Genomic DNA, 15,045 nt, shown 5'->3' with positions numbered 1-15,045 from the left:
TCATGGCGACGCTCATTCCCGCTTTCGAAGACTTCGCGCCGGCCTACGAGGGCGGCAGGAACCAGGTGGTCTACGCGCGCCTTGCCGCCGATCTCGACACGCCGGTCTCGCTGATGCTCAAGCTGACCGGCGCCGCCAAGGATGCCTTCATGCTCGAGTCGGTGACCGGCGGCGAGGTGCGCGGGCGCTACTCGATCATCGGCATGAAGCCCGACGTGGTGTGGAAGTGTCACGGCGAGACGTCGCAGATCAACCGGCAGGCGCGCTTCGACCCAGAGGCCTTCGCGCCGGTCGAGAGCGATCCGCTCACCGCGCTGCGCGAGCTCATCGCGGAAAGCCGGATCGAGCTCCCCGAGGATCTGCCGCAGGCCTCCGCCGGGCTGTTCGGCTATCTCGGCTATGACATGATCCGGCTGGTCGAGCACCTGCCGAACGTCAATCCCGATCCGCTCGGCCTGCCCGACGCATTGATGCTGCGCCCTTCGGTCGTCGCCGTGCTCGACGGGGTCAAGGGCGAGGTCACCGTGGTGGCGCCGGCTTGGGTGCAGGACGGGGTGTCCGCCCGCGCCGCCTATGCCCGTGCCGCCGAGCGCGTGATGGATGCGGTGCGCGATCTCGAACGCGCGCTGCCGCAAGCGAGCCGCGATCTCGGCGAGGCGCACGAGGCCGGCGAGCCGGTGTCGAACTTCACCCGCGATAGCTACAAGGCCGCGGTCGAGACCGCCAAGGATTACATCCGCAAGGGCGACATCTTCCAGGTCGTGCCGGCGCAGCGCTGGACCCAGACCTTCCCGCTGCCGCCCTTCGCACTCTACCGCTCGCTGCGGCGGACCAACCCGTCGCCCTTCATGTTCTATTTCAACTTCGGCGGCTTCCAGGTGATCGGTGCCTCTCCCGAGATCCTCGTTCGGGTCTTTGGTCGAGAGGTGACGATCCGGCCCATCGCCGGCACCCGTCCGCGCGGCGCCACGCCCGAGGAGGATCGCGCACTCGAAGCCGATCTTCTGGCCGACAAGAAGGAGCTGGCCGAGCACCTCATGCTGCTCGACCTGGGCCGCAACGACACCGGCAAGGTGTCGAAGATCGGCACCGTCCGCCCCACCGAGAAGTTCATCATCGAGCGCTACAGCCACGTGATGCACATCGTCTCCAATGTCGTGGGCGAGCTGGCCGATGATCAGGACGCGCTGTCGGCCTTTTTCGCCGGGATGCCTGCGGGCACCGTCTCGGGCGCGCCCAAGGTCCGCGCGATGGAGATCATCGACGAGCTCGAGCCCGAGAAGCGCGGCGTCTATGGCGGCGGCGTGGGGTATTTCAGCGCCGGCGGCGACATGGATATGTGCATCGCGCTGCGCACCGCGATCGTGAAGGATGAGAAGCTCTACATCCAGGCTGGCGGCGGCGTGGTCTATGACAGCGACCCCGAGGCCGAGTACATGGAGACGGTGCACAAATCCAACGCCATTCGCCGCGCGGCGGCGGACGCGGCGCGGTTCACCTCCTCCGGCAACAGCTGAGACACGGGCCCGCTTGGGCCCGTTTTCCTTCAGCGCCCCCTCCGATCCCTCTGCCAAATCCGTCCCTCGACGCCCGCCGCGCCATCGGCGGCCCGCGGGATGGCGATCCTTGCTCAGAATCCCTCGTTTTATCCCAGCCATATCCGAAGGACCTCGCAGCGAAGCGCCTGCGGCCCCAGATCGCCGGCCCGTCCGGGCGGGCCGACGATGGCGCGGCGGCCTGCGGCCTTGATTCCGCGCTGGGGCGTGTTCGACCGCCCCGCTTTGTACTCTTAAGGTCGACCGCGAGGCGAGACAGACAGCGTCTCCCCAACCCTCAGAGCAAGTCTGCGAGAACCCCCGGCAGCGCTTCTGGCAGATCCTCGGCGATCAGCCCCGGCCCGAAGGCCCGCGCCGCCTCGACATGCAGCCACGCCCCCGCACCGGCCGCCTCGAAGGGCGCCAGACCGCGCGCCATCAGCCCGCAGATCAGCCCCGCCAGCACGTCGCCCGCGCCCGCCGTCGCCAGCCATGGCGCCGCGCGCGCACCGACACCGGCATTGACCGCGCAGCGCCCATCCGGCGCCGCGATCACCGTATCTGGCCCCTTGAGCAGCACCACGCAGCCCGCCCGCCGTGCCGCCTCGCGTGCCGCATCGACCCGGCTGTACGCCGGGCCGGCCTCGGCGACCTCGCGCAGCCGCGCCGCGAGATCGGGAAACAATCGCGCGAACTCGCCGCCATGCGGGGTCAGTACGCAGCCCTTGTGCAGCAGCCCGAAAAGCTCTGCCGGGTCGTCGGCAAAGGCGGAGAGCGCATCGGCATCGAGCAGCGTCGGACGTTCTGCCTCAAGTGCCACCGGCGCCAGTTCGAGCGAACGCTCGAGCCCCAGCCCCGGCCCGAGACAGAGCGCGTTGAGCCGGTCATCCTCGAGCAGTTCCGAGAGCTCTTCCGCGCCTTCGATCCGGCGCAGCATCAGCGCTGTGATCTGCGCCGCGATCTCCATCTGCGCCGCGCCCGGCGCGCCAAGCGTCACCAGCCCTGCGCCCGCGCGCAGCGCCGCGCGTGCCGAGAGCCGGGCGGCACCGGTGCGCCCGAAGCCACCCGACAGAACCAGCGCATGGCCGTGGCTGAACTTGTGCCCACCCGCCTTGGCCAGCCCCGCGGGCGCCGTCACCTCGGCCACCCGCTCGCTACGCGGCGCGCGCGAGCGGCGCGGCTCCAGGCCGATCGGCACCACGACCACGGTGCCGCAGAGCTCGGGCCCTTCGTCCAGCACGTGGCCAAGCTTGCGGGCGTGGAAGGTCACGGTCAGGTCCGCCGCCGCGGAGGCCGCCTCGAGCACCTCCGGCAGGCCCACGAAATGCTCATCGCGCAGCACCCGGCCGCTGTCGCTGCAAAGCCCGCTCGGCAGATCGACGGCGACGATCAGCGGGGTCCAGTCCGGGCGTTCGCCGGCGCTCAGCGCCGCTCCCTCGCCGCGCAGTTCCGCAAGATCCAGAAGCGTCGCGCCAAGATCAGCGATGGGGCGGCTCAGGCCGGTGCCGAACAGCGCATCGACCACCAGCGCCGCGCGCCGGCTCGAGGCCTCGAAACCGGGCTCAAGCGGCAGGATCTGGCCGATTTCCTGCCAGCGTTCGGCGTTGCGCCGCGCATCGGGCGGCAGCCGATCGAGCACGCCGTAGAGGTAGAGCTCTACCTCCCACCCGCGCGCGACCAGCAGCCGCGCGATGACGAATCCGTCGCCGCCATTGTTTCCCGGCCCGCACAGCACCACGGCCCGGTGCGCGCGTCGTGCAAGCTCGGGCCAGTGCTTGAAAACTGCCTCCACCACGCCCGTTCCGGCCCGTTCCATCAGCTCCAGACCGGACACCTCGCCCGAGTTCATTGCCGCCGTCTCCACCGCGCGCATCTGCGCTGCCGTCAGGAGATCTGCCATGTCTTCCACCTCAAGTTTTCATTTCGCCCATTCTGAAGGCATGTTGCGCAAAATTCGCGCGGTCGATACAAATCGCTCTATGCACCCCCTGCCCCCGTAGGCTATCCGATTGTGGCCGCCGGGCAGAAATGATCTGGCAGGGTCCGACACGGGATTACGAGGAGAGATAGACCATGAAAAAGGTCGAGGCGATCATCAAGCCGTTCAAGCTCGACGAGGTCAAGGAGGCGCTTCAGGATGCTGGCATCCAGGGCCTCTCGGTTCTCGAAGTGAAGGGCTTTGGCCGCCAGAAAGGCCATACCGAGCTGTATCGCGGCGCGGAATATGTGGTCGATTTTCTGCCCAAGGTGAAGATCGAGGTCGTCCTGGACGACGAGCTCGTCGACGCCGCCATCGAGGCAATCATCTCTGCCGCCAAGACCGACAAGATCGGCGACGGCAAGATCTTCGTGAGCCCGATCGAACAGGCCATCCGGATCCGCACCGGCGAATCCGGCTCCGACGCGCTCTGAGCGCGGCACGAGCGGCCGAACAATAATCATACCGGACCCAAAAGTCACAGAAAGGGAAGAAGGGAATGAGCATCAAAGACGTTCTCAAGCTGATGAAGGACGAGGAGGTCGCTTACGTCGACATCCGCTTCACCGATCCGCGCGGCAAGCTGCAGCACGTGACGGTGATTGCCGATGAGGTCGACGAGGATTTCCTCGAAGAAGGCTTCATGTTCGACGGTTCCTCCATCGCAGGCTGGAAGTCGATCGAAGCATCCGACATGAAGCTGATGCCCGACCCGGACAGCGTCTACATCGATCCGTTCTACGCCGAGAAGACCCTCTGCGTGCACTGCTCGGTGGTCGAGCCCGACACCGGCGAAGCCTACGATCGTGACCCGCGCGGCACCGCCCAGAAGGCCGAGGCCTACCTCAAGGCATCCGGCATCGGCGACACCGCGTTCATGGGCCCGGAAGCGGAATTCTTCCTGTTCGACGACGTGAAATTCTCGGTTGCGATGAACAAGGTCTCCTACGAGGTCGACGCGCTCGACGCATCGTGGAACACCGACACCGACTACGAGATGGGCAACACCGGTCACCGTCCGGGCGTCAAGGGCGGCTACTTCCCGGTCAACCCGATCGACGACGCGCAGGACCTGCGCTCCGAGATGCTCTCGACCATGAAGCGCATCGGCATGAAGGTCGACAAGCACCACCACGAGGTGGCGTCGTGCCAGCACGAGCTTGGCCTGATCTTCGGCACTGTCACCAAGCAGGCTGACGAGCTTCAGAAGTACAAGTACATCATCCACAACGTGGCTCAGGCCTACGGCAAGTCGGCAACCTTCATGCCGAAGCCGATCGCCGGCGACAACGGCACCGGCATGCACGTGAACATGTCGATCTGGAAGGACGGCAAGCCGCTCTTCGCAGGTGACAAGTACGCCGACCTGTCGCAGGAAGCCCTGTGGTACATCGGTGGCCTGCTCAAGCACGCCAAGGCGCTCAACGCCTTCACCAACCCGTCGACCAACTCCTACAAGCGTCTGGTCCCGGGCTTCGAGGCCCCCGTCCTGCGCGCCTACTCGGCCCGCAACCGCTCGGGCTGCGTTCGTATTCCGTGGGCGGAATCGCCGAAGGCAAAGCGTGTGGAAGCCCGCTTCCCCGACCCGTCGTCGAACCCCTACCTGTGCTTCGCAGCGCTCCTGATGGCCGGCCTCGACGGCATCAAGAACAAGATCGATCCGGGCGAAGCCATGGACAAGAACCTCTACGACCTGCCGCCGGAGGAGCTCGAGGGCATCCCGACCGTCTGCGGCTCGCTGCGTGAGGCTCTGGACGAGCTGAAGGCCGACATGGACTTCCTGCTGGCCGGTGACGTGTTCACCAAGGACCAGATCGAAGGCTACATCGACCTGAAGATGGAAGAGCTCGAGCAGTACGAAATGACCCCGCACCCGGTCGAGTTCAAGCTGTACTACAGCTGCTGATCCTCGCGGACGTATTCGGGAAAGGGCGCCTTCGGGCGCCCTTTTTCGTTGTGCGGTGGCCGGCTTTCGCGACCCAAGCAGTCTGACGAGAGCGCCTCTCTGAGGTGGTCGAATATGCGGCCCAATGACCCTTAGGTGGTCAGAATGTTGACGGTCCACCGCGATTCGTGGTCCGCATTTGGCCCTACCGTTTCCGATAGGGCGTCAGCGAATGAAAATTCCCAGGATTGTCCAAAGTGATCGCCGTGACTGCAGCGGGTTCCCAAAGAAAACCTCTCAAATTGATGTTCCAAATACGGTCAGGCTGACGCGCGTTAGCGTCACCCCTTATGGATAGGTTGAGACAATTTCGGACTAAAATCTCGCAGACGCATCAAATCATGGCTGAAGCGCCTCAGTTCATTGAGATTGCGGCGGTTTCGCCCTGAACTCGGACGCAATCTGGGCAGGCCGGGCCATTCGCCTCCTCAGACGGGCCAGATTCTCACCCCAATCGGGACCAAGAGTGAGTGTCGTAGGGAAATGGAATACCAAGAAAAACACTGTTCAGGAGTTCAAGATGACCCAAGGTTTCACGAGTACAGCCCGTCTTGTCTTCGCCGCCCGTTCGATCGTGGTTCTCGACGAGATCCAGCAGATCATGCGCGATGCCCTGACACATAACGATTTTTCCGTCGCCGATTGCGACCGTACAGATACCGTCACGCTGCGCTTTGCCACCTGCACAGGCGACTGGACGGTCAGCGTCCATCACGAGGCTGACGAGGCCATGCTGCATGTCTCGGCCCCGAGCGACGAGCAAGCTGTGCTCACGCCGCTGGCCCACGTGCTCTTCGCGCTTGTCGAAGCACTTCCGGTGTCGCACGTGATCTGGGCCGGCACCGACCTCCGCCTGCCGCGTGACCGCTTCATCACCGAACTCAAGCCCGCCTGCGCCGCGCAGGGACCGGTGGCGCCCGCCGAGCCCGAGCGCCTGCGTCCGCGCCGCGTCCGCCTCGAGCATGGCCACGCTCGCACCGAGCGCCTGACCCAGAAGGACGTGCTGGCCCGCACCTTGCCCGTGGCCAAGAAATCCCGCCGCCAGCCCACCACGCAGCACAAGCGGAAGGAGGCGCACTACCAGGCCTATGACCGCCGCCTGCGCAGCGCATTGCTGGCACCGGTGCAGAAGGCCGAGATGGCCGATCTGCCGCGCGAAGTGCCGGAAACCGCGGAGGCTGCCAGTGCCTCGAGCTGGGCGCTTTCGGTGGGCGTTGCCACGATCTCGCTGCCTCTGGCCGTGCCGCTTCTCGCCTACAATGCCACCAGCGCCTTCCCGCAGCAGCGCCGCATGCTGGCCACCGGGATCGCCGGTCTCTTCGTGGCCCTCGACGCCACCGGCGTCGCGGCCGGCCTGCTTGGCACCTACTGATCCCCGTCTTGCGGCGCCGGGCCCCTGGTTTGGGGCTCGGCCCAAGGAGGCCGTCCTATCGGCGGTTTTCCGGCATAGGCATGGCGCTGGGACATTTCTGTTTGCCCCTTTTCGGGGCTGAGCTACCGTCATCTCCAACTCAGAGAGAATTGGAGAACCTAGAATGTTCCGCCGGGTATTCAGACTTGCCGCAGCCGTCACCCTCGGGCTCGCCACGGCAGGCACGGTGCAGGCCGCCACATGCGGCAACAACGCCAGTGGCTTCAACGCGTGGAAGCAGGCGTTCGCGGCCGAGGCGCAGCGCGCCGGCGTTGGCCAACGCGGCATCCAGGCGCTGATGAACGCGCAGTATTCCACCACCACCATCTCGGCGGACCGCAATCAGAAGGGTGTGAAATACGCGCTCAACGATTTCATCCGGATCCGCCTCGGCTCGCTCGACGGGTTTGCCGCCACCGGGCGCAAACGGATCCAGCGCAACCCGCAATTCTACGCCGCGGTCGAGCAGCGCTACGGCGTCCCTGCGGGCATCCTCGTGGCGATCCACGGCATGGAGACCGGCTTTGGCCGCACCATGGGCAACGTGCCGGTGGTCTCGTCGATCAGCACCGTGGCCTATGATTGCCGCCGGTCCTCGTTCTTCACCCCGCACGCACTCGCGGCGCTTCAGATGGTCGATCGAGGAATGCTGTCGCCGACCCAGAAAGGCGCCGCCCATGGCGAGCTCGGCCACACCCAGTTCCTGCCGGGCAATGCCATGCGCTACGGCGTCGACGGCAATGGCGACGGCCGTGTCGATTTCTACAACGAGTGGGACGCGCTGGCCTCGACCGCCAACTTCCTGCGCCAGAAAGGCTGGCGCCCAGGCCAGCCCTACCAGCAGGGCACCGCAAACTTCCGCGTGCTGAACGAGTGGAACGCGGCGACGGTCTACCAGCAGGCAATCGCCCTCGCGGCCGAGCGGATCGACCGCTGAGCAGCGACGAGCTGCAACCAGAGGAAGATCGGCGGACGGGGTGACGATGGTTAATGTCGTATTAACGCCATCGCCCCGTCCCCGATATGCCAGATTTGCTATATAATTTCCAAATCGTAATCACTGAACGAGTTCAGGGAGTCCGACGGTTTGGACCACATCGAGACACCGCACGCGGGCATTTTTCTGACCCACGACATCGCGCTGAACGACCGGCAGTTGCTCAGCGATGCGGCGCAGGTGTTGCGACGTCTCGATTCCGCATCTGGCCGAGCGATCCGGCGGTCCAAGAAACGGGCGGCGCTGATGGCCGACCATTTCGGCGTGGCGGTAAGGGTCCAGCGCATTCCCGACGACGCGCCCTACCTGTCGGTCCGCATTCTGCATCGCAAGGACGAGAGAGGCGACGACACGCTCGCCCGCCGGATCTTGGCGCAAACCGTCCGCGGCATGCTCTCGCATATCCCGGTCGAGACAATCGACTGGTACGATTGCGAGACCCTGATCGAACCCGATGACTTTCGCGAGATGTTCGCCCCTCAGGTGGCCGAGAGCGCCTACAGCCCGTCTCAGCCGCCCCACATGGACTTCGCCCTGTCCGAGCACCTGCGCGACATGATGGAGCTCGACGACGCGCCCGAACCCGTTGAACCGCAACCCGCCGCTGTCGTCGCTCCTGTCGTCGAACGCAGGCAGGCACCCGAAAGAGCCTCGACCCGCTCGCCGTCCAAACGGCGCAAGCTCGGGCTTGGGGTCGTGCTTGTACCGCTGCGCGCGCCGCGTCTGCTCTGGAGCCTGTGGCGTCGCATGGATCTGCGTATCATCGCACAGGTCACGGCGGTCGTGGCGCTGCTGGTCGCCCTTCAGAACACCGAGTTCCTGCGCGACATCCTCTATCAGGTCATGCGCTGAGCGCGAGCGCCCGCGCGCGCTCCATCACATAGGTGTGGATCGAGAACACCACGGCGCGCGTTTCGGGCAGGCGGACGAGGCACTGGCGCTCGGAACGGAAGTAGGCAGCGGTGCTCGGGTCCGAGCGATCGTCGTTGTCGCGTCGGGGCCCCGGCTGGAACAGCGTCGGATCGTCATACCAGAGGCGGTTGAAACGCATCAACGGGCGTCCGGGCTGCACCCCGTCGAACAGGCGCTGCACCCGCGCGGCAATGGCGTCGTCATACTCGGGGATCGGCACGTGGATCTCGACCAGCGGGCGCATCACCTTCTGCGCCAGCCGCCAGCCGGCGGGAAAGCACAGCACCGCCCCGGTCAGCACGTGCTCGGCCTCGCCCTCTGCCTTCTCGAGCAGGCAGAGATCCTCCTGCACCAGTCGTCCCAGCGTCCCCATCGGGTCAGCACGATCAAGCGTCACCTGGCCTCCGTCCGGGCGCGTGACGCGCTCGCCGTCGCGGCAAAAGCCCTCCGGCAGATGCGAGAGCACGAAACCCAGCAGCTCGTCCGCCGCCGGGCGGGCGCGTTCCGAAAGTGCGAGCACCGCGTCGCGATTGGTGTCGAGCAGATGCTCGCGGGTCGCCATCTGCCCGGCGTAGGCTTCGTCGACGAGCAGCCAGTCGGACATGGCGACCGGGCCGATATTGGGCAGCGGCCGCGAGGTGGAGAGATCGAAGGGAACGCGCTCTTGCAGGGTCATGGCAAAGGGCTAGCGCCACCGCAAGGGCACCGCAAGATGCGGCAGCGTCGCGGTCAACGAAAAGCGGCGCGGGAAGCCCCCGCGCCGCTTGATTTGCTTTCCTCTGAGGCGAAGGCTCAGCCGCGGGCGCGGCCCATGGCCTTCCAGGCCAGCGGCAGGATCAGCGCGGCCAGCGCCAGCTTCACCGCGTCACCGACGAGGAACGGGGTCAGGCCCCACTCGAGGATCGGCTTGTCCCAGCCGTAGAGCATGCCGAGCCAGATCAGGCCGGGCACGTAGATCAGGGCGTTGCCGAGCAGCATTGCACCCGCCATCTTGGGGGCCGAGCGGTCCCAGCCGGCGCGCGCCAGCGTGCCGAGCAGCAGCACCGCCATGACATAGCCCACGAGGTAGCCGCCGGTGCCGCCCATCATGTAGGCAAAGCCGTTGAGCTCGGCCGTGCTCCCGGCGAAAACGTCGAAGCCGAGCGCGCCCACCAGCATGTAGCCGAGGATGGTCACCAGGCCGAGCCGCGCGCCGTAGGCGGCGCCGAGGGTCAGCACGCCGAAGGTGCCCATGGTGATCGGCACCGGCCACATCGGCACCTTGATCTTGGCCATGATCGCCAGGAAGGCGATGCCGGCCACCACGAGGGCGGCCTGCTTGAGGCGCAGGGCGGTGCCTTCCGTGGCACCGAAGCTTTCCACCAGAACGGAGCGGTTCTGTGCGATGGTCATCGGGTGTCCCCCTTGTTTCATCTCCATTGCCTCAGGTTTTGCACCAAGGTGATGCACACCGCAAGCCGTCACGAAGCCGTCATGCACGCTTAATTTGCAAACTCGTGCTTTGCAGCCGCAAAGCGCCTGCCCTGCCCGGCGCCCGATCTCTGCGTTCGATCTTTGCGCCCGGGCCCTGCGTCTGTCGTCCCGGCCGGGCTTGCCCCGGACGTCTCGCGGTGTCAGGTCTTGTGCGGTCCATAGCTCAGCGCGAGGCGCAGATGTCCACGCCGGTTTCCTCCATCCGCAATCTCGGCCCCGCCGTCGAGGCGGCCTGCGCCCGCGCTGGCATTCCCGATGCCGAAACGCTGCGCGAGCTCGGGGCGCATGACGCCTACGGCCGGATGCTGCGCACCGGCACCAGGCCGCATTTCATCAGCTACTACGTGCTGCACATGGCGCTTCAGGGCCGGCCCTGGAACGATTGCCGGGGCAAGGAGAAAGACGATCTGAGGGCGCGGTTCGATGCGCTCTGCGCCGAGGTTTCGGGCCGTAGCGAGGCGCTTTTGGGGATCGAGGCGGTGCTTGACGAGATCGGCGTCATTGCGCGGCGCAAGGACGGCTGAGGCGGCCTCTCGTCCGCCCAAGCGGACGCTGCTGCCGGCCCGGGGCGGAACCCGCGACGGGGTATTCACGTTAATTGGCCAAACGTAACACGCAACGGAGGCCCGTCCCCATGGACCTTATCCGCATCATCGTCGCCATCCTCCTGCCGCCGCTCGGCGTCTTCCTGCAGGTGGGTCTTGGCAAGCACTTCTGGATCAACATCCTGCTTACGCTTCTGGGCTATATCCCCGGCATCGTCCACGCCGTCTGGATCATCGCCCGGACGCCCGAGCACGCGTGATCGCCATGTCGCGTCGTGACACCTTTGAACGGGTCGAGCGCGTCGAGCGCTATGCACGCCGCCTCGACCGGGCTTTCCGCCTGCCCTTCACCGGGATCCGGCTGGGATGGGATTCGATCATCGGCCTCGTTCCGGGCATCGGCGACACGCTGGCGCTGGCACCGGCGGTCTGGATCGTCAACGAGGCCCGAGAGCTCGGTGCGCCCAAGTCGCTGGTTGTGCAGATGGGGTGGAACGTGGCCGTGGACTGGGCCATTGGCCTGTTGCCGCTGATCGGCGACATTATGGACATCGGCTACAAGGCCAATATGCGCAACGCAGCGCTGCTGCGCCGCTGGGCGGAGGAATACCACCGAACCGCCGGAGAAGGCCGGGCCGAGGCACCCGACTATCAAGGGGCCGAGCTGGCCTGAGATCTGCCGGACTCTGCCGGAAGGCAAAAAGAAAACGGGCGCCCCTCTGGGCGCCCGTTTCGCGTCTTGTGACGGATCCGAAAGGACGGCTTAGCCGACCAGTTCGAGGCCCGAGAAGAAGTAGGCGATCTCTTCCGCGGCGGTCTCCGGCGCGTCGGAGCCGTGCACCGAGTTCTCCCCGACCGACTCGGCGAACTCTGCGCGGATGGTGCCTTCTGCGGCGTCCGCCGGGTTGGTGGCGCCCATCACTTCGCGGTTCTTGGCGATCGCGCCTTCCCCTTCCAGCACCTGCACCACGACCGGCTCGGAAGCCATGAACTCGCAGAGTTCGTCGTAGAACGGACGCTCGGCGTGCACCTTGTAGAACTCGCCGGCCTGCGCCTTGGTCAGGTGGATGCGCTTCTGTGCGACGATGCGGAGGCCCGCCTCCTCGAACTTGGCATTGATCTTGCCGGTCAGGTTGCGGCGGGTGGCATCGGGCTTGATGATCGAAAAGGTCCGTTCGAGGGCCATGTCTGTCTCCATTGAAAGGCCGGGCATCTGGCCCGGCCGGTATTTTCTGATGTGGGCGTTACCATGCACGCGAGGTCTTGGAAAGACCCGAGCCACCCCGTGCGGCGGCAGGTTTCGGCCTGCGAGGGGCCAGCCCCTCGCGCTCCCCGGGATATTTCAAGCCAAGAGAAGATCATGGGGGATTTCCGTGCCGCTGCGCCTCTGCTAGAGCGCGGGCATGCTCAGGATCGATGACATTTCCTATTCCGTCGAGGGGCGGCCCCTGTTCGAGGGCGCCTCCGCGGTGATTCCCGCCGGCCACAAGGTCGGCCTCGTTGGCCCTAATGGCGCCGGCAAGACCACGCTGTTCCGGCTGATCCGCGGCGAGCTGACGCTCGACGGCGGCGAGATCGGCATGCCCGAGCGCGCCCGCATCGGCGGAGTGGCGCAGGAGGCGCCGGCCTCGGACATGTCGCTGATCGAGACGGTGCTGGCCGCCGATGTCGAGCGTGCGGCTCTGATGGCCGAGGCCGAGACCGCCACCGACGCGCATCGCATCGCCGAGGTGCAGACCCGGCTGGCCGATATCGATGCCTGGTCGGCAGAGGGCCGCGCGGCCTCGATCCTCAAGGGTCTGGGCTTCGACGAGGCCGACCAGCAACGCCCGAGCTCGGATTTTTCCGGCGGCTGGCGGATGCGGCTGGCGCTGGCCGGGGTGCTTTTTGCACAGCCCGACCTGCTCCTGCTCGACGAGCCGACGAACTATCTCGATCTCGAAGGCGCGTTGTGGCTCGAGAGCTATCTCACCCGCTATCCGCATACGGTGATCGTGATCTCGCACGACCGCGGGCTGCTGAACCGGGCGGTGGGCGCGATCCTGCATCTCGAGGACCGGCAGCTGACGCTGTACCAGGGCGGCTACGACACCTTCGCCCGCACCCGGGCAGAGCGCCGCGCGGTGCAGGCGGCCGCAGCGAAGAAGCAGGAGGAGCGCAAGGCCCACCTGCAGAGCTTCGTCGACCGGTTCCGCGCCAAGGCCTCGAAGGCCAAGCAGGCGCAGGCGCGTCTCAAGATGATCGCGCGGATGGACACCATCACCGCGCCCGAGGAGGCCGCCAAGCGGGTGTTCAGCTTCCCGCAGCCCGACCAGCTCTCACCGCCCATCGTGGCGCTTGAAGGCGGCGCCACGGGCTATGGCGATCGGCAGGTGCTGTCGCGGCTGAACCTGCGCATAGACCAGGACGACCGCATCGCGCTCTTGGGCCGCAACGGCCAGGGCAAGTCGACGCTATCGAAGCTTCTCGCAGATCGGCTGGTTCTGATGGACGGCAAGATGGTCCGCAGCTCAAAGCTGCGCATCGGCTATTTCGCCCAGCACCAGGTCGACGAGCTGCATCTCGACGAGACGCCTCTGCAGCACCTGCAGCGCGAGCGCCCCGAGGCCGCGCCGCCAAAGCTCCGCGCCCAGCTCGCGGGCTTCGGGCTGATGGCAGCGCAGGCAGAGACTGAGGTGGGCCGGCTCTCGGGCGGGCAGAAGGCGCGCCTGTCGCTGCTTCTCGCCACGCTCGACGCGCCGCACATGCTGATCCTCGACGAGCCGACCAACCACCTCGACATCGAGAGCCGTGAGGCGCTGGTCGAGGCGCTGACGGAATACTCCGGCGCGGTGATCCTGGTCAGCCACGACATGCACCTCCTGAGCCTTGTGGCCGACCGGCTGTGGCTGGTGAAGGACGGCACGGTGAAGCCCTACGAGGACGATCTCGACGCCTACCGGGCGCTGCTGCTGACGCAGGACAAGCCCGCGAAGCCCGAGAAGGCGAAAGCCGCCGCGCCCAAGGCACCGAAGCCCTCGCGGGACCAGATCCTGGCGCTGCGCTCGGAGGTACGCAAATGCGAGGCGCGGGTGGAGAAGATCGAGGAGATGCGCGAGAAGCTCGCCAAGAAGCTCGCCGACCCGGCGCTCTACGAGGCTGCCCGCGCCGGCGAGCTCGATACCTGGAACAAGAAATACGCCGAGGTCATGGACGGCTTGCATCGCGCCGAGGCGCTCTGGGAAGCGGCGCTGCAGAAGCTCGAGACCGCCGAAACCGCCTGAGCCCGACCGCGTCGCCTTCGGGCAGACCTCGGATGCCTCCGGCGGGAGTATTTTTGACGAAGAGAAGCCAAGAGCGCTGCGCCCCTGGCTTCTTTGGTTCAAAAATACCTCGGGGGTGAATTGGCCGCAGGCCAAGAGGGGGCAGCGCCCCCTGTTGCCCCCGTCGCCAGGTGCCGCGTCAGGCGGTGGCGCCGTCCTCCGAGGGCTCATCGACCGCCTCGGTGGTCTCCTTGGTCTCGGGGATCGCCAACGACAGGAGGATTGCCGAGAGCCCGGCCAGTGTGATCGGCGTTGCCACCACCTGTTTGAGGAAGGCCGGCAGGTTCTGCGTTGCCTCCGGCACCAGCGTCACCCCGAGGCCAAGACCGAAGCTTACCGCCATGATGTAGACCTTGCGACGGTCGATCTCCTGGGTGGCGAGGATGCGGATGCCGGCCACCGCGATGGTGCCGAAGAGCACCAGCGTCGCGCCGCCCAGCACCGGCTTCGGGATCAGCAGGAAGAGCTGGCCCACGAAGGGAAAGAACCCGAGCAGCACGAGGAATCCGCCGATATACATCCCCACGTGCCGTGACGCGACACCGGTCATCTGGATGACGCCGTTGTTCTGCGAAAACGTCGTATTGGGGAAAGTATTGAAAAGCGCCGCCAGCGCCGAGTTGACCCCGTCGGCGAGAATGCCGCCCTTGATCCGGCGCAGGTAGAGAGGCCCCTTGACCGGTTGGCCCGCGATCACCGAGTTGGCCGTCAGGTCGCCCGAGGTCTCGATCGCCGTCACGAGGAAGATGAAGGCGATGGGGAGGAACAGGCCGATGTCGAAATCGAGCCCGTATTTCAACGGTTGCGGGATGGCGATCAGCTCGCCCTCCCCGGCCCTCGAGAAATCCACCATGCCGAAGACCATCGACACGATGGTGCCGACCACGAGTCCGACCATGATCGCCGAGATGCGCAGCATCGGGCTGCCGGTGAAGGTCAGAACGAGA

General features: G+C 66.2%; 15 protein-coding genes. 10 read left to right on the top strand and 5 right to left on the bottom strand.

The genetic code is table 11. From position 1 onward, the window contains the following. Positions 1 to 2 precede the first annotated feature (2 nt). On the top strand, positions 3 to 1,517 hold the full coding sequence (gene trpE, locus R2601_RS16680; protein ID WP_007800430.1) for an anthranilate synthase component I: 1,515 nt from the start codon (positions 3 to 5) through the stop codon (positions 1,515 to 1,517). Between the two features lie 316 nt (positions 1,518 to 1,833). Here the strand turns inward: trpE and R2601_RS16675 are convergent, their stop codons facing one another. After that, positions 1,834 to 3,435, bottom strand: a complete 1,602-nt coding sequence (locus R2601_RS16675) for a bifunctional ADP-dependent NAD(P)H-hydrate dehydratase/NAD(P)H-hydrate epimerase (RefSeq protein ID WP_040545464.1) — start codon at positions 3,433 to 3,435, stop codon at positions 1,834 to 1,836. 173 nt (positions 3,436 to 3,608) lie between these two features. Here R2601_RS16675 and R2601_RS16670 point away from each other — a divergent pair, with 173 nt between their 5' ends. The 5 genes from R2601_RS16670 to R2601_RS16650 all read left to right on the top strand — a co-directional run bounded on the left by R2601_RS16670 (position 3,609) and on the right by R2601_RS16650 (position 8,718). After that, the gene (locus R2601_RS16670) at positions 3,609 to 3,947 is read left to right on the top strand and encodes a P-II family nitrogen regulator (RefSeq protein WP_007800427.1); all 339 of its coding nucleotides are present in this window, start codon (positions 3,609 to 3,611) and stop codon (positions 3,945 to 3,947) included. Between the two features lie 65 nt (positions 3,948 to 4,012). Then, positions 4,013 to 5,419, top strand: a complete 1,407-nt coding sequence (gene glnA / locus R2601_RS16665; protein WP_007800424.1) for a type I glutamate--ammonia ligase — start codon at positions 4,013 to 4,015, stop codon at positions 5,417 to 5,419. 559 nt (positions 5,420 to 5,978) lie between these two features. Further along, the gene (locus tag R2601_RS16660; RefSeq protein WP_007800423.1) at positions 5,979 to 6,830 is read left to right on the top strand and encodes a hypothetical protein; all 852 of its coding nucleotides are present in this window, start codon (positions 5,979 to 5,981) and stop codon (positions 6,828 to 6,830) included. Positions 6,831 to 6,993: 163 nt separating this feature from the next. Then, the gene (locus R2601_RS16655; RefSeq protein WP_007800421.1) at positions 6,994 to 7,806 is read left to right on the top strand and encodes a lytic murein transglycosylase; all 813 of its coding nucleotides are present in this window, start codon (positions 6,994 to 6,996) and stop codon (positions 7,804 to 7,806) included. Positions 7,807 to 7,956: 150 nt separating this feature from the next. Then, complete coding sequence (locus tag R2601_RS16650; protein WP_007800420.1) at positions 7,957 to 8,718, top strand: hypothetical protein; 762 nt, start codon at positions 7,957 to 7,959, stop codon at positions 8,716 to 8,718. On the opposite strand, the gene R2601_RS16645 is transcribed toward R2601_RS16650, so the two are convergent. Further along, complete coding sequence (locus tag R2601_RS16645; RefSeq protein WP_007800418.1) at positions 8,708 to 9,454, bottom strand: heme-dependent oxidative N-demethylase family protein; 747 nt, start codon at positions 9,452 to 9,454, stop codon at positions 8,708 to 8,710. The two genes, R2601_RS16650 and R2601_RS16645, sit on opposite strands and share 11 nt — an antisense overlap. Before the next feature lie 116 nt (positions 9,455 to 9,570). Then, a complete protein-coding gene (locus R2601_RS16640; RefSeq protein ID WP_040544839.1) occupies positions 9,571 to 10,170 on the bottom strand; it encodes a biotin transporter BioY in 600 nt (199 codons plus the stop codon). 260 nt (positions 10,171 to 10,430) lie between these two features. On the opposite strand from R2601_RS16640, the gene R2601_RS16635 reads away from it, so the two are divergent. The 3 genes from R2601_RS16635 (at position 10,431) to R2601_RS16625 (ending at position 11,469) form a co-directional block, all read left to right on the top strand. Further along, complete coding sequence (locus R2601_RS16635; protein ID WP_007800414.1) at positions 10,431 to 10,775, top strand: TfoX/Sxy family protein; 345 nt, start codon at positions 10,431 to 10,433, stop codon at positions 10,773 to 10,775. Positions 10,776 to 10,885: 110 nt separating this feature from the next. Further along, complete coding sequence (locus R2601_RS26065) at positions 10,886 to 11,056, top strand: YqaE/Pmp3 family membrane protein (protein WP_007800413.1); 171 nt, start codon at positions 10,886 to 10,888, stop codon at positions 11,054 to 11,056. A 5-nt stretch (positions 11,057 to 11,061) separates the two neighbouring features. Next, positions 11,062 to 11,469, top strand: a complete 408-nt coding sequence (locus R2601_RS16625) for a DUF4112 domain-containing protein (RefSeq protein WP_050768459.1) — start codon at positions 11,062 to 11,064, stop codon at positions 11,467 to 11,469. A gap of 90 nt (positions 11,470 to 11,559) precedes the next feature. Here the strand turns inward: R2601_RS16625 and ndk are convergent, their stop codons facing one another. Continuing rightward, positions 11,560 to 11,982, bottom strand: coding sequence for a nucleoside-diphosphate kinase (gene ndk, locus R2601_RS16620; protein ID WP_007800411.1), 423 nt, complete (start codon positions 11,980 to 11,982; stop codon positions 11,560 to 11,562). 217 nt (positions 11,983 to 12,199) lie between these two features. On the opposite strand from ndk, the gene R2601_RS16615 reads away from it, so the two are divergent. Further along, positions 12,200 to 14,059 carry an ABC-F family ATP-binding cassette domain-containing protein gene (locus R2601_RS16615; protein ID WP_007800410.1) on the top strand — a complete coding sequence of 620 codons (1,860 nt, stop codon included), beginning with the start codon at positions 12,200 to 12,202 and terminating at the stop codon, positions 14,057 to 14,059. 178 nt (positions 14,060 to 14,237) lie between these two features. Here R2601_RS16615 and R2601_RS16610 read toward each other — a convergent pair. Then, positions 14,238 to 15,045, bottom strand: an 808-nt coding sequence (locus R2601_RS16610) for a uracil-xanthine permease family protein (protein ID WP_007800409.1), incomplete at its 5' end; no start/stop codon positions are given.

It is taken from the genome of Salipiger bermudensis HTCC2601 (assembly GCF_000153725.1).
In the GTDB taxonomy this organism is placed as follows: domain Bacteria; phylum Pseudomonadota; class Alphaproteobacteria; order Rhodobacterales; family Rhodobacteraceae; genus Salipiger; species Salipiger bermudensis.
Note: the sequence above shows the minus strand (reverse complement) of the source record. Positions and strands in the feature narration are given on the sequence as shown.

Excerpts from the sequence above, each read along its gene's own strand:
- R2601_RS16670 (WP_007800427.1), top strand. The coding sequence starts at position 3,609 with ATGAAAAAGGTCGAGGCGATCATCAAGCCGTTCAAGCTCGACGAGGTC.
- glnA (WP_007800424.1), top strand. The coding sequence starts at position 4,013 with ATGAGCATCAAAGACGTTCTCAAGCTGATGAAGGACGAGGAGGTCGCT.
- R2601_RS26065 (WP_007800413.1), top strand. The coding sequence starts at position 10,886 with ATGGACCTTATCCGCATCATCGTCGCCATCCTCCTGCCGCCGCTCGGC.
- R2601_RS16675 (WP_040545464.1), bottom strand. The coding sequence starts at position 3,435 with ATGGCAGATCTCCTGACGGCAGCGCAGATGCGCGCGGTGGAGACGGCG.
- trpE (WP_007800430.1), top strand. The coding sequence starts at position 3 with ATGGCGACGCTCATTCCCGCTTTCGAAGACTTCGCGCCGGCCTACGAG.
- R2601_RS16635 (WP_007800414.1), top strand. The coding sequence starts at position 10,431 with ATGTCCACGCCGGTTTCCTCCATCCGCAATCTCGGCCCCGCCGTCGAG.
- ndk (WP_007800411.1), bottom strand. The coding sequence starts at position 11,982 with ATGGCCCTCGAACGGACCTTTTCGATCATCAAGCCCGATGCCACCCGC.
- R2601_RS16640 (WP_040544839.1), bottom strand. The coding sequence starts at position 10,170 with ATGACCATCGCACAGAACCGCTCCGTTCTGGTGGAAAGCTTCGGTGCC.
- R2601_RS16645 (WP_007800418.1), bottom strand. The coding sequence starts at position 9,454 with ATGACCCTGCAAGAGCGCGTTCCCTTCGATCTCTCCACCTCGCGGCCG.
- R2601_RS16625 (WP_050768459.1), top strand. The coding sequence starts at position 11,062 with ATGTCGCGTCGTGACACCTTTGAACGGGTCGAGCGCGTCGAGCGCTAT.
- R2601_RS16660 (WP_007800423.1), top strand. The coding sequence starts at position 5,979 with ATGACCCAAGGTTTCACGAGTACAGCCCGTCTTGTCTTCGCCGCCCGT.
- R2601_RS16615 (WP_007800410.1), top strand. The coding sequence starts at position 12,200 with ATGCTCAGGATCGATGACATTTCCTATTCCGTCGAGGGGCGGCCCCTG.
- R2601_RS16655 (WP_007800421.1), top strand. The coding sequence starts at position 6,994 with ATGTTCCGCCGGGTATTCAGACTTGCCGCAGCCGTCACCCTCGGGCTC.